Genomic DNA, 12,617 nt, shown 5'->3' on the forward strand with positions numbered 1-12,617 from the left:
ATTGAACGGCACACTAAGCTGTGCCAGCCTTTGGATGCAACAGAAATTTTCGTGAGCTGCCAAAGAGGAAGAAAAGCGATGATCCGGGACGCCGAAGTGCTGAACGCGCTGGTTGAGGTGGTGCGCCGGTTCGTGCGCGAACGCCTGCTGCCGGCGGAGGCGCGCGTGGAGGAAGACAACGCCATTCCACCGGAAATCATTGCGGAAATGCGCACGCTCGGCCTCTTCGGCATGTCCATTCCGGAAGAGCATGGCGGGCTTGGCCTGACGATGGAGGAGGAGGTGATGGTCGCCTTCGAGCTCGGTTACGCGTCGCCCGCCTTCCGCTCCGTCATCGGCACGAACAACGGCATCGGCTCGCAGGGCATCATCGTCGATGGCACCGAGGCGCAGAAGCGCTATTGGCTGCCACGCATGGCGACGGGCGAGGTCATCGGCTCGTTTGCGCTCACCGAACCCGATGTCGGCTCCGACGCCGGCTCCGTGAAAACCACGGCGAGACGGGTGGGCGACCATTACATCCTCAACGGCACGAAACGCTATATCACCAACGCCCCGGTGGCCGATGTCTTCACCGTCATGGCCCGCACCGGCGGGCCGGGGCCGGCGGGCGTGACCGCGTTCCTCGTTCCGAAAGACAGCCCCGGCCTCAGCCTCGGCCCGGTCGATAGGAAGATGGGGCAACGCGGCACCCGCACCTGCGACGTCATCTTCGACAATTGCCGGATATCGGCCGACAGCGTCATCGGCGGCATAGAGGGCGTGGGCTTCAAGACGGCGATGAAGGTTTTGAACCGCGGGCGCCTGCATATTTCGGCGGTCTGCGTGGGCGCCGCCGAGCGGCTCTGTGACGAGGCCGTGCGCTTTGCGCGCGAACGTGTGCAGTTCGGCAAGCCGATTGCGGAACACCAGCTCATCCAGGCCATGCTCGCCGACAGTTCGACCGAAGCCTTTGCCGGGCGCGCCATGGTGCTGGAGGCGGCCCGCCAGTTCGACAGGGGCGAGCGGGTCATCCAGCAGGCGGCAAGCGCAAAGCTGTTCTGTTCGGAAATGGTGGGGCGTGTCGCCGACCGCGCGGTGCAGATCCACGGCGGCGCCGGCTACATGCAGGAATACCCGGTGGAGCACTTCTACCGCGATGTCCGGCTGTTCCGGCTCTACGAGGGCACCTCGCAGATCCAGCAGATCATCATCGCCCGCGAAATGCTGAATGCCGAGGCCTGACCATGCAGCGAGCCCTTGGAATCGTCGCGGATGACTTTACCGGCGCCCTCATGGTCGCCGGCTATCTGGAGGGCGCGGGCATTCACTGTCCCGTGCTCTTCAGCCCTGACGCCGAAATTCCGCCTTCGGCCGTCGTGATCGCCGGCACGCGGGCGCGCACCGTGCCCGTCTCGGATGCGCTTGGCGAAGTTGGCCTGTTTGCCGATGCGTTCACGCGTGCCGGCTGCAAGCGCCTGGCCTACAAGGCCTGCGCCACGTTCGATTCGACGGAGGACGGCAATATCGGCCCCGTCGCCGATTATCTCGCGGACCGCGCGGGCGTGCGTCCGGTGCTGATGAGCGCCGGCTTTCCGCGCTTCGGCACGACGGTGCACCAGGGCTACATGTTCTATCGCGGCCGCCTCGTTTCCGAATCGATCAAGCGCTTCGATCCGCTGACCCCGATGTCCGACCCCGACCTCGTGCGCTTCCTGGGACGCCAGACGCCCCACCGGATCGCGCTCCTGAGCCATGGGGTTCTCCGCCGGGGCACGGATGCCGCGATCGGCGCTATCGAAGCTTTTGCGGCCGACGGTGTGGGCCACGTCTTCCTTGATACGACGGATGACGGCGACGTCGAGGTTGCGGCGGATCTCGCGGCGGCAATGAGCCGCGTCGTCGTCGCCAGCGATCCGCTGATCATCGACTATGCGATTCGCCTCGGCCGCGCCGAGCAACTGGCTCCGGTCCCCTGGCCACGACATGTCGATGGACCCACGGCGGTGCTGGCCGGAAGTGTCGGCCCGGTCATGCTGGCGCAACTTGCGGCCTTTTCGGCATACTATCCCGTACTGACGCTGGATCTGCTCGATCCGGCGGGGGAGGACGGACTGATTTCCAAGGCGCTCGACTGGGCTTCCGGCCGGATCGGCGCAGCACCCCTGGCTATCTCGACGTCGGTTGGGCCGGACGAGGTTGCCGCCGTGCAGGCGGCTTTCGGCGCTGTTGGGGCTGCCCGTCGCGCCGAGCGGATTTTTGGCGCCATTGCCAGAGGGTTGCGCGATCACGGGGTTCGCCGGTTCGTCGTCGCAGGCGGCGAGACCTCGGGCGCCGTGGTCAATGCGCTCGATATCGCCTCCGTTCGCGCCTTGCCGGAGGGTGCGCTGGGGACCGGATTCTGCGTGTCGCCGGGGCCTGTGCCGCTTTCGCTTTACCTCAAACCCGGCAAGCTCGGCGTAGACGATATCCTGCTGCGGGCAATCGAAGACATGAACCGATAGGAGTGGATGATGATGGACGAAGCTGCGGCGAGAACGGCGCTGGTCGAGGCGAGCCGGCGGTCAGTGGCGATCGGGCTCAACAGCGGAACGGTCGGCAATTTCAGCGTGCGCCACGGTGCGGGCATGCTGATCACGCCGACGGGCATCGTGCCCGATGACCTCACGCCCGAGCAGATCGTTTCGATGGAGTTCGGCGGGACATGGGCCGGCGACTGGCGGCCGTCCTCGGAATGGGCGATCCACGGCCGGCTGTACGAGACGACGAATGCGGGCGCCGTCGTCCACGCCCATCCCGATCATTGCGTGGCGCTCGCCGCGCTGCGCCAGCCCATCCCACTGTTTCACTACATGGTCGCCGGTTTTGGCGGCAGCGAAATACCGTGCGCGGACTATGCCTGTTTCGGCAGCGCGCCGCTGGCGGAAACCGTGATCGCCGCTATGGGTACGACCTATTCGGCCTGCCTGATGGCCAACCATGGCGCGGTCACGATAGGACCCGACGTCGCCACCGCGCTGGCGCGGGCGGAAAAACTGGAAATGCTGGCGCGCCAGTACCTGCTTGCCCGTTCGATCGGCGAGCCGGTGTTGCTGACGCCGGCGGAGCTGGAAGACGTGCGCGCCCGCTATGGTAGCTACGGCCAGCAGGCGAAGCGCTGAGCGTCAGGCGCTTCGTCTGATCTCGCCGAGGATCTTCATCACCAGTTCCGGATATTCGAGATGCGGCATGTGCCCGCAATTGTCGAGCGCATGCAGCCCGACATTGCCCGGCAGGCCGGCCGTTGCGCCGAAGGGCAGGATGCGATCCTGTCTCCCGGCGACGACCCGCACCGGATAGGGCAGGCGGGCGAGCTCGTTGCGGATCGAGACGGCCTGGGTTCCATCCGGGAAGAACCGCGCCGCAAAGGCACGCATCGCTTCCGTCAGGCCCTCATCCTCCCGTTGCTGCACAGTGGCCTGAAGAAAGGCCGGCGAGATGACGGCGGGATCGTTGGAAAGCAGTTCAAGCCACGGCTTCAGGCTCTCTTTCTGCCGCGCGCGCAGGACGCCCTCGACAAAGGCTGCGTTGATTTCCGGGCCAAGACCGGCCGGGGATACGAGACAGAGGCCCCGGACATCCAACTGCCCACGGCTTGCCAGCCGCGCCGCGAGCGCGCCGCCGAAGGAATGGCCGGCGAGCACCAGCGGACCGACGTCTTCGGCAGCAAGTGTCGCTTCGACGCTTTCGGCCATGTGGTCGAGATCGTCGGGAACGGCACGCGACGAGCGGCCATGCGCCGGAAGGTCGATCGCCAGGGCGGGCCAGTCCGCGCGGGCGCCACCCAGCATGCCGCGCCAGTTGTTAAGGTCCGCGCTGAACCCGTGCAGGAGGACGATGGGAAGGCCTTCGCCCTTGCGCAGCCAGACGGCGTTCAGGCTCGTATGCTCGCTTTTGCGCGGAGAGGTGGCGCCGCTCTCGACCACCGCGGGCCGGCGTGTCTCCACAGCGTCGCCGATCTTCGCAACGACGTCCGTCTTCTGTATGCGTCCACCCGGACCGGTGCCGTGAACGCCTTCCAGCGAAATACCATGCTCCCTGGCAATGCGGCGGGCGAGGGGGGTGGGGTTGGGGCCGCGCCCGTTGCGTTTCATGTCCGGCAGCAGGATGGCCGATCTGGACTCGTCGGCCGGCACCTCGCGGGCAGCACCCGAGGCCTTTGCATTGCCAGCGGTTTCCCCCTCCGCATAGATGCGCGCCACATCCCCGCCGACCTCGACCTCCACCTCGCTGTCGAGGAGCTCGCGGATGACGCCGCTTGCCGGCGCCTCGACCTCGACGGCGGCCTTGTCGTTGTCGATCTCGAAAAGGACTTGCCCCTGTCGAACGGTTTCGCCCTCGGCAACCAGCCAGCGGGCGATGCGGCCGCTCGACAGTTCGAGGCTGACCTTCGGATAGACGACATGGATGGGCATGAGGGATCCTTGCAGGCTTGAGCCTATTCGGCCGAGGTTTTCCAGGTTGGCGGGCGTTGCGACGTGGGGAACGGGTCCGGCTCTCCGGCAAGCCGCGCGCGAAGGCGGCGCGTCAGCTTGAGGAGGTCCGGCCCGACAATTTCACGGCAATGGTTGCGCGAGAGAATGTCGACGATCCCGCCGCAGGTGAGCGCCACGAGCGGCGAGCCGTCCGTTGGGCGGAAGGCCACGCCGACGGCGTTGATATAGCTGTGCCAGCTGCCGAAGGCGCTGATGAAGCCGTCCCGCCGGTGATCTTCGATGGCGTTTTCGACCATGCGTTCGAGGTCCTGCGCCTTTTCAGGCTCCGCCGCGATGAGCTGCTCGACCACGGACTGGCGGATCTCGGGCTTCATTTCCGCGAGATAGGCGAGGCCCATGGCGGTGCGATAGATCGGCAGGCGCGAGCCGACATTGAGCCGCAGCGAAACCGGGCTCATCGAGCGGCAATTGGCGAGATAGACCATCTCCAGCCCGTCGCGCGTGCCGAGCGCCACGGCAGCGCCGGTCTGGTCCGCCAGTTCCTGCATCAGGGGCCGGACCATGTGGATGACGGCGCTGGAGCTGAGCGCCGAATAGCCGAGCGACACCGTTGCCGGTCCGATGCTGTAGCGGCCGAGCGTGGCGTCATAGTGGAGATAGCCGAGGCCGACCAGCGTCGAGGTCAGGCGCGAGACGGTCGCCTTCGGCAGGCCCGTCCGCTCGATCAGGTCCTGGTTGCCGAGCGTGGCATCGTCGGCGGTGAAGGCGCGCAGGATTTCCAGTCCCCGTGTCAGGGATGCGGCCGAGTTGCCGCCTTCGGCGCCTTCGCTTCCGTCCGTCGGTTTGGTCCGTTTACGCATGGTGTGCCTTTCGTTTCAGCGCTGCTGGAGCCATACCGAATTCGACGGATCTGTCGATCTCTCGTAATTGGAATATAATTTCATTTATGTTGACGTCCGCTTCGCCTGTTGTCAATAATGCCTGTATCGATCTTCCCACCCGCCGGTCGGCACGGGATGGCAAACGGGGTAAAGGACGCGATTTGTGACACGATACATTCTGCGGCGCCTGATCGCGATGCCCTTTCTGGTTCTCGGCATCGTGACGCTCGCCTTCCTGCTCACCACCGTGACGAAGGGTGATCCGCTGACGGCGATTGTCTCGGACCGGCAGATGAACGACCCGGTGGCAGTGGCGGCGGCGAAGGCGCGCTGGGGGCTCGATCGCAGCCTGCCCGAGCGCTACGTGATCTATGTCGGCAACCTCCTGACCGGCGACATGGGCACGTCCTTCATCACCCGCCGGCCCGTGGCGCAGGACGTCTTCTTCCGCCTGCCGGCGACGATGGAACTGGTGCTTGCCGCGATGGTCATCGGCTCGACGATCGGCATTACGCTGGGTGTTCTGGCCGCCTATTTCCGCAATACGGTGATCGATCACGCCGCGCGTTTCTTCGCGCTGTTCGGCTCGTCGATACCGGTCTTCTGGCTGGGTCTGGCGCTTCTCTATGTGTTCTCGGTCAAATGGGGCGTGCTGCCCGGTCCCGGCCGGCTCGATCCGCGCGCCGCGCCGCCGACATCCGTCACGGGCTTCATGACGATCGACTCTCTGCTGGCCGGAAACATAAAACTCTTCCTCGATGCGCTGTGGCACCTGATCCTGCCCGCCTTCGTGCTCGGATGGGCCGTTGCCGGCACCATTTCCCGGCTGGTGCGCGCCAACATGCTGGAGGTGCTCGACCGGGAGTTCATCCTCACGGCGCGAGCCAAGGGCGCGGGCGAGTTCCGCGTCGTGGTCCGCCATGCGCTGCGCAACACGCTCGTTCCGACGCTCACCGTCATCGGCTATTCCTTCGCCTATCTGCTCACCGGCGCCGTGCTGACGGAAACGATCTTTTCGTGGCCGGGCATGGGGTCCTATGCGGTGGAGGCGGCGCGGGGCCTCGATTTTCCCGCCATCATCGGCGTCACGATCGTCGGTGGCGTGGTTTTCCTCCTGACGAACCTCCTCACCGACATTGCCTATGTCATCGCCAATCCGCGCGTGCGTCTGGGATGAGACCATGAACACAGCAACCCTCAGCACCTTCCGCCGCCCGGCATGGCTATCCGTCCCGCTCGCCATCGGCATCGCCATCGTGGTTTTCTGGCTGGCCGTCACGGTGCTGGCACCACTGATGAGCCCCTATGCACCGCTCGACATGGTCGGCCGACGGCTGCAGGCGCCAAGCTGGAGCCATTGGCTCGGCACCGATGCGCTTGGCCGGGATGTCCTGAGCCGGACCCTTTACGGTGCCCAGCATTCGATCCCCATCGCCATCGTAGTCGTTGCGCTGTCCGTGGCGATCGGCGCCATGCTCGGCGCGATTTCCGGCTATGCCGGCGGCCTGCTCGGCGCGTCGATCATGCGGCTCGTCGATGTCACCCTGTCGTTTCCGCCCATGCTGCTTGCCATGGCGGTCGCCGCTTCGCTGGGGCCGGGCCTTGAAAATGCGACGGTCGCCATGGTGATCGTCTGGTGGCCCGTTTATGCCCGGCTGATGCGCGCGCAAGTTCTGGAAATCCGCGAGCGGGAACATGTCGAGGCGGCCATTGCCGCAGGCGCCGGAAAGACGCGCATTCTCTTCAAGCATATCCTGCCGCTCTGTTGGACGCCGGTGCTGATCAGCGCGACGATGGATCTGGGGCAGGTCATCCTGCTTGCCGCGTCGCTCAGCTTCATCGGTCTCGGCGCCACGCCGCCGACGCCGGAATGGGGCTCGATGATCTCCGATGGCGCCGCGCAGTTCTATTCCTGGTGGGTGGCGCTCGGCCCGGGCCTTGCCATCCTCACCATCGTGCTGGGCTTCAATTTCATCGGAGACGGTCTGCACGACTACTTCGATCCGAAGTCGAAGTGAGGCGCAGGATGCAGCAGGAACCCCTCTTTTCCGTTCAGGACCTTCGTGTCTCCTTCACCCGCGACGGCCGGTCCTTCGAGGCCGTGCGCGGCATCAGCCTGCATGTCGATCACGGCGAGGTGCTCGGCATCGTCGGCGAATCCGGCTCCGGCAAGTCGGTCGGCATGCTGTCGGCCCTCGGCCTTCAGCCGAAGACCGCCACCGTCACCGGATCGGCGCGCTTCAAGGGGCGCGAACTCGTCGGCATGCCGAGGAGCCAGCTACGCACGCTGCGCGGGTCGCGCATCGCGATGATCTTCCAGGACCCGCTGTCGTCGCTCAATCCGGTCATGACGGTCGGCGCCCAGATCGCCGAAACGATCCGGTTGCACAATGCCGGTGTGTCGAAGAAGGCGGCGATGGACCGCGCCGCCGAACTACTTTCTCTCGTTGCCATCCCCCAGCCGGACCGGCGCATTCACCAGTTCCCGCACGAATTTTCCGGCGGCATGCGCCAGCGCGTGATGATCGCGATGGCAGTCGCCAACGATCCGGACCTCCTGATCGCCGACGAGCCGACGACGGCGCTGGACGTCACCGTGCAGGCGCAGATCATGGACGTGCTGACCGATCTCCGGAAGCGGCTGAACCTCGGGCTGATCCTCATCACCCACGATCTCGGCGTCCTTGCGGGCCATGCCGACCGGGTCGCCGTGGTCTATTCCGGTGAGATCGTGGAACAGGCCGGCGTGGACGATCTCTTCGAGCGGCCGGCCCATCCCTATACACGCGGCCTCATCGCCTCGATCCCCAACATGGCGGAGGAAAAGGAGCGTCTCTTCTCGATCGACGGCGCACCGCCGCCGCTCGGCAAACTTCCGGGCGGATGCGCCTTCCATCCGCGCTGTCCGCAGGCGCAGGAGATTTGCCGGCACACGGCGCCACCGGTGCGCACCGACGGTGCGCATACGGCAGCCTGCCATTTCGCCACCCTGCCGATCGGGAGCGCCGCATGACCGGACCGGAACCCATTCTCTCCGTGCGCGATCTTTCGAAGCGGTTTGCCGTCACCGGCGGCGTGATTTTCGAGCGGGAGATCGCCCAGGTCAACGCCGTCACCAATGTCTCCTTCGACGTCAAACCCGGCGAAACGCTGGGACTGGTCGGCGAATCCGGCTGCGGCAAGTCCACATTGGGCCGCTGCATCCTGCGGCTGATCGAGCCCTCCAGCGGGCAGACCCTGTTTCGCGGGCAGAACATCAACGACGCAAACCCGGCGGAGATGCGCGCGCTGCGCCGCAAGATCCAGCTCGTCTTCCAGGATCCCTATGCGTCGCTGCATCCACGCATGCGGGTGGCCGAAAACATCGCCGAACCCTTGCGCATCAGCGATCTTTCATCCGCAGAACGCAAGGCGCGGGTCGTGGAGATGCTCGATCTCGTCCGGCTCAATCCGGAGCATGGCCAGCGTTATCCGCACGAACTCTCCGGCGGCCAGCGGCAACGCGTGGTGATTGCCCGCGCTTTGGCGCTGAAGCCCGAACTGCTCGTGCTCGACGAGCCGGTTTCGGCGCTCGACGTGTCTGTGCAGGCGGGTGTCCTGAACCTTCTGAAGGATATCCAGCGGGATTTCGGCACCGCTTATGTCTTCATCGCGCATGACCTGTCCGTCGTGCAGCACATTTCCGACCGGGTGGCGGTCATGTATCTCGGCAAGATCGTGGAGATCGCGGAGAAGCGCCGGCTCTACCGGGCGCCGATGCATCCCTATACCCAGGCCCTGATGTCCGCCGTGCCGCTGGCGAACCCGGCGCTGGAGCGCACCCGCTCGCGCATCGTGCTGAAGGGCGACCTGCCGAGCCCGCTGAACCCGCCGTCCGGCTGCCGCTTCCGGACGCGATGCCCCATTGCCCAACCGCTTTGCGCCGAGGTGGAGCCGCCGCTGAGCGAACGAGAGGAAGGCCATTCGGTTGCCTGCCATTTTCCGAATGCCATGGAGACAGGTTTGTCGGCCCGCGAGAAAAGCGGGCCTGGAGGAGCGTAATGACGGAAATGAGATTGCCGCTTGAGGGCATTCGTGTCCTCGACCTGACGCGCGTCCTCGCCGGGCCATGGGCCACCATGAGCCTCGGCGACCTCGGCGCCGAGGTCTGGAAGATCGAGAACATCAAGGGCGGCGACGACACGCGCGCCTGGTCCTTCCCGAACTTCAAGGGGGTCAGCACCTATTACCTTTGCGCCAACCGCGGCAAGCAGAGCATCGCGCTCGATCTCAAGACGCCGGAAGGCCGGCAGATCGTGCTCGACCTCGCCGCCAAGGCCGACGTGGTCGTGGAGAATTTCCGTGCCGGCACGGTCGAGCGGCTTGGCATCGGTTACGAGGATATCAAGGCGATCAATCCGGGCATCGTCTATTGCGCGATTTCCGGCTACGGCCAGACCGGCCCGGAGCGTGACCGGCCCGGCTACGACTTCATCATGCAGGCGGAAAGCGGCCTCATGTCCATCACCGGCCAGGAGGATGGCCCGCCGAACCGGCTCGGCGTCGCCTTCACCGACGTGGTGGCCGGTATGATCGCCACCCAGTCCATTCTCGCCGCACTCTACCAGCGCCGGGATACGGGGCAGGGACAATATATCGACGTGGCGCTGCTCGATGCCACGCTGAACCTGCTGATCAATGTGGGGACGGGATATCTCAATGCCGGCGTCGAACCGGTACGCTACGGCAATGCGCACCCGACGGTCGTGCCCTACCAGATTTTCGAGGCGAATGACGGCACTTTCGCGCTTGCCGTGGGTAATGATCGCATGTTCGTCGATTTCTGCGAGCTGGTCATCGACCGGCCGGATCTGGCGCGCGATCCCCGCTTCGTCACCTCGCACCAGCGTGCCATGCACAGGGGCGAACTGCTTCCCCTGCTGGCCGAGATCATCGGGAATGAAAGCTGCGAGCACTGGCTTTCCGCCTGCCAGCGGGCGAGCGTGCCGGCGGGCCAGGTCAAGTCCGTTTCCGAGGCGCTCCAGAGCCCGAGCGTGACGGACAGAGGGGTGGTGCAGCGCCTGGAACACCCGGAACTTGGAACGGTCTCGCTGATCCGGCCCGCCCATGGCCTTGCCGCGCAGGAAAACGCCGGTGCGAAGGCGCCGCCGCTTCTCGGCGAGGACACGCGCGGCGTGCTGCGCGACGTTCTGGGTTTCGAGGAGGCGCGGATCGAAAGCCTCATCCTTTCCGGCGTCGTCGCCTGCCACGATGTGAAAACCGCAGCCCCATCGCAATCCGTTCAGGATGCGGTCGCTTAGGCCGGGGAAACGATGATGAGCGTCAACGTCGAAATCGAGGGCGAGATCGCGATCGTCACGATCGCCAATCCGCCGGTCAACGCCGTGAACAGGGCCGTGCGGGAGCGGCTGCTGGCACTGGCGCAGGCGCTTGACGACAATCCAGACGTCCGCGCCGTCATACTGACCGGTGCCGGCACGCTCTTCGTCGCGGGCGCCGATATCGCCGAATTCGACCGGCCGGCGGAGCCGCCCTTCCTTCCCGATGTCATCGCGCGCATCGAAAGAGCGGCAAAGCCATGGATCGCGGCGATCCGTGGGGCCGCGTTCGGCGGCGGTCTCGAACTTGCGCTCGGATGCCGCTTCCGGGTGGCGACGGAAAGTGCCCGTTTCGCCTTGCCGGAAATCAACCTCGGCATCATTCCGGGCGCCGGCGGCACACAGCGCCTGCCGCGGGTCATCGGTGTTACCGACGCGATCCGGATCGTCGCGGAAAACCACACGCCGGGCGGCGCTGAGGCGCTGAAACTGGGGCTGGTCGATGCCCTTGTCGAAGAACCACTGCTTCCGGCAGCCATCGCCTTTGCGCGCAACGCCCTTGAACACGCGCTGCCGTCGCCGAGTCTCGATCGCCCGGTTTCCGTGCCTTCGCCGGACGTGTGGGCGGAGGCGGAGGACAGGATTGCCGCTCGCGCAAAGGGCGCCGCGGCGCCCGCGCGCGCGTTGCAGGCCCTACGACACGGGATCGAACACGGGGCCGAGGCCGGCCTCGCGCTCGAACGCTCCATCTTCCTGGAGCTTCGTGCCACGGAAGAGGCGGCCGCCCTGCGCCACCTGTTCTTTGCCGAACGCGCCGCCCTTCGGCCAGCGGAGATCCGGGGCATAAACCCACGCCCCATCGAAACGGTGGCTGTCGTCGGCGGCGGGACGATGGGGAGCGGGATCGCTGCCGCCCTTCTCAATGCCGGTCTTTCCGTCGTGCTGATCGAGCAGGACGAGGCGGGCGTTGCGCGAGCGCGTTCCACGCTTACGGGCATTTTCGATTCATCCCGGCGCCGGGGCCAGATAACGGACGACCAGGCATCCGAGCGGATGGCTCGCCTCGAAACGAGCATCGGCTATGGTGCCGCAGCACGATGTGATCTGGTGATCGAAGCCGTCTTCGAGGATCTCACCGTGAAACGGTCGGTGTTTGCCGAACTCGGACGCATCTGCCGGCCGGATGCGGTGCTTGCGACCAACACGTCCTATATCGATCCACGCCTGATCGCGGAGGGGCTGCCGTGGCCGGAGCGTTTTCTGGGCCTGCATTTCTTCAGCCCGGCGCAGGTCATGAAACTGCTGGAGATCATCCCGACGCCCGAAACGGCTCTTGATGTTCTGGCGACCAGCTTCGATCTCGCCCGTCGTCTCGGCAAGATCCCCGTGCGTTCCGGGATCTGCGACGGGTTCATCGGCAACCGTATTCTGCGCCGCTTCCGGGCGGAAGCGGAGGCCCTCGTTTGCGGCGGCGTCGCGATTGCCGCCGTCGATGCGGCGATGCGCGGCTTCGGCTTTGCGATGGGGCCGTTCGAAATGCAGGACATGGCCGGCCTCGATATCGCATTCCTCTATCGCGAGGCGGCACGGTCGCGCGGAGAACACGTGCCGGACATCCCCGGCGACCTTCTGGTGCGCGCCGGGCGCAAGGGGCAGAAGACGGGCGGCGGCTGGTACGACTATGCCGCCGGCGACCGCCGACCGCAGCTGTCGGCCGAGGCGGAGCGTATCATCGCCCCGCTTGTCGGCGCGCGAAACGATGTGGCGGAAGAGACCATCGTCGCAAGGTTGATGGCGGCGATGGCGCAGGAAGGCCAATTAATTCTCGACGAAGGTATTGCGGCAAGCGCTGCCGATATCGACCTTGTCGAAGTGCACGGCTATGGCTTTCCGCGAAGGCGCGGCGGGCCGATGTTCCAGGCCGCCCGGGCAAGAGCCGACAAGACATGACACGAACAAGGATT

Annotated in this window: 11 protein-coding genes; 9 read left to right on the top strand and 2 right to left on the bottom strand. The window is 65.8% G+C overall.

From position 1 onward, the window contains the following. The first annotated feature begins 78 nt into the window (after positions 1 to 78). From J2Y63_RS02410 to J2Y63_RS02420, 3 genes are read left to right on the top strand one after another with little or no spacing between them, the layout of a single operon-like run. The gene (locus J2Y63_RS02410; RefSeq protein ID WP_435264753.1) at positions 79 to 1,224 is read left to right on the top strand and encodes an acyl-CoA dehydrogenase family protein; all 1,146 of its coding nucleotides are present in this window, start codon (positions 79 to 81) and stop codon (positions 1,222 to 1,224) included. 2 nt (positions 1,225 to 1,226) lie between these two features. Continuing rightward, complete coding sequence (locus J2Y63_RS02415; protein ID WP_435264754.1) at positions 1,227 to 2,483, top strand: four-carbon acid sugar kinase family protein; 1,257 nt, start codon at positions 1,227 to 1,229, stop codon at positions 2,481 to 2,483. A gap of 12 nt (positions 2,484 to 2,495) precedes the next feature. Continuing rightward, positions 2,496 to 3,140, top strand: a complete 645-nt coding sequence (locus tag J2Y63_RS02420) for a class II aldolase/adducin family protein (RefSeq protein ID WP_435265031.1) — start codon at positions 2,496 to 2,498, stop codon at positions 3,138 to 3,140. Between the two features lie 3 nt (positions 3,141 to 3,143). On the opposite strand, the gene J2Y63_RS02425 is transcribed toward J2Y63_RS02420, so the two are convergent. Continuing rightward, positions 3,144 to 4,433, bottom strand: a complete 1,290-nt coding sequence (locus tag J2Y63_RS02425) for an acetoin dehydrogenase dihydrolipoyllysine-residue acetyltransferase subunit (RefSeq protein ID WP_435264755.1) — start codon at positions 4,431 to 4,433, stop codon at positions 3,144 to 3,146. A gap of 23 nt (positions 4,434 to 4,456) precedes the next feature. Beyond that, positions 4,457 to 5,314 (bottom strand): IclR family transcriptional regulator, encoded by an 858-nt coding sequence (locus J2Y63_RS02430; RefSeq protein ID WP_435264756.1) that lies wholly within the window; start codon positions 5,312 to 5,314, stop codon positions 4,457 to 4,459. Between the two features lie 184 nt (positions 5,315 to 5,498). Between J2Y63_RS02430 and J2Y63_RS02435 the strand changes: the two genes are divergently transcribed. From J2Y63_RS02435 to J2Y63_RS02460, 6 genes are read left to right on the top strand one after another with little or no spacing between them, the layout of a single operon-like run. Further along, positions 5,499 to 6,512, top strand: a complete 1,014-nt coding sequence (locus tag J2Y63_RS02435) for an ABC transporter permease (RefSeq protein WP_435264757.1) — start codon at positions 5,499 to 5,501, stop codon at positions 6,510 to 6,512. Between the two features lie 4 nt (positions 6,513 to 6,516). Next, positions 6,517 to 7,353, top strand: coding sequence for an ABC transporter permease (locus J2Y63_RS02440; RefSeq protein WP_256114761.1), 837 nt, complete (start codon positions 6,517 to 6,519; stop codon positions 7,351 to 7,353). Positions 7,354 to 7,361: 8 nt separating this feature from the next. Then, positions 7,362 to 8,348, top strand: coding sequence for an ABC transporter ATP-binding protein (locus J2Y63_RS02445; RefSeq protein ID WP_256114760.1), 987 nt, complete (start codon positions 7,362 to 7,364; stop codon positions 8,346 to 8,348). Further along, positions 8,345 to 9,376 carry an ABC transporter ATP-binding protein gene (locus J2Y63_RS02450; RefSeq protein WP_435264758.1) on the top strand — a complete coding sequence of 344 codons (1,032 nt, stop codon included), beginning with the start codon at positions 8,345 to 8,347 and terminating at the stop codon, positions 9,374 to 9,376. Before J2Y63_RS02445 ends, J2Y63_RS02450 begins: the two co-directional genes overlap by 4 nt. After that, positions 9,376 to 10,635, top strand: a complete 1,260-nt coding sequence (locus J2Y63_RS02455; protein WP_435264759.1) for a CaiB/BaiF CoA transferase family protein — start codon at positions 9,376 to 9,378, stop codon at positions 10,633 to 10,635. Before J2Y63_RS02450 ends, J2Y63_RS02455 begins: the two co-directional genes overlap by 1 nt. Positions 10,636 to 10,650: 15 nt before the next feature. Next, positions 10,651 to 12,603 carry an FAD-dependent oxidoreductase gene (locus J2Y63_RS02460; RefSeq protein ID WP_435264760.1) on the top strand — a complete coding sequence of 651 codons (1,953 nt, stop codon included), beginning with the start codon at positions 10,651 to 10,653 and terminating at the stop codon, positions 12,601 to 12,603. Positions 12,604 to 12,617 lie beyond the last annotated feature (14 nt).

It is taken from the genome of Shinella sp. BE166 (genome assembly GCF_051201095.1).
Classification (GTDB): Bacteria; Pseudomonadota; Alphaproteobacteria; order Rhizobiales; family Rhizobiaceae; genus Shinella; species Shinella lacus.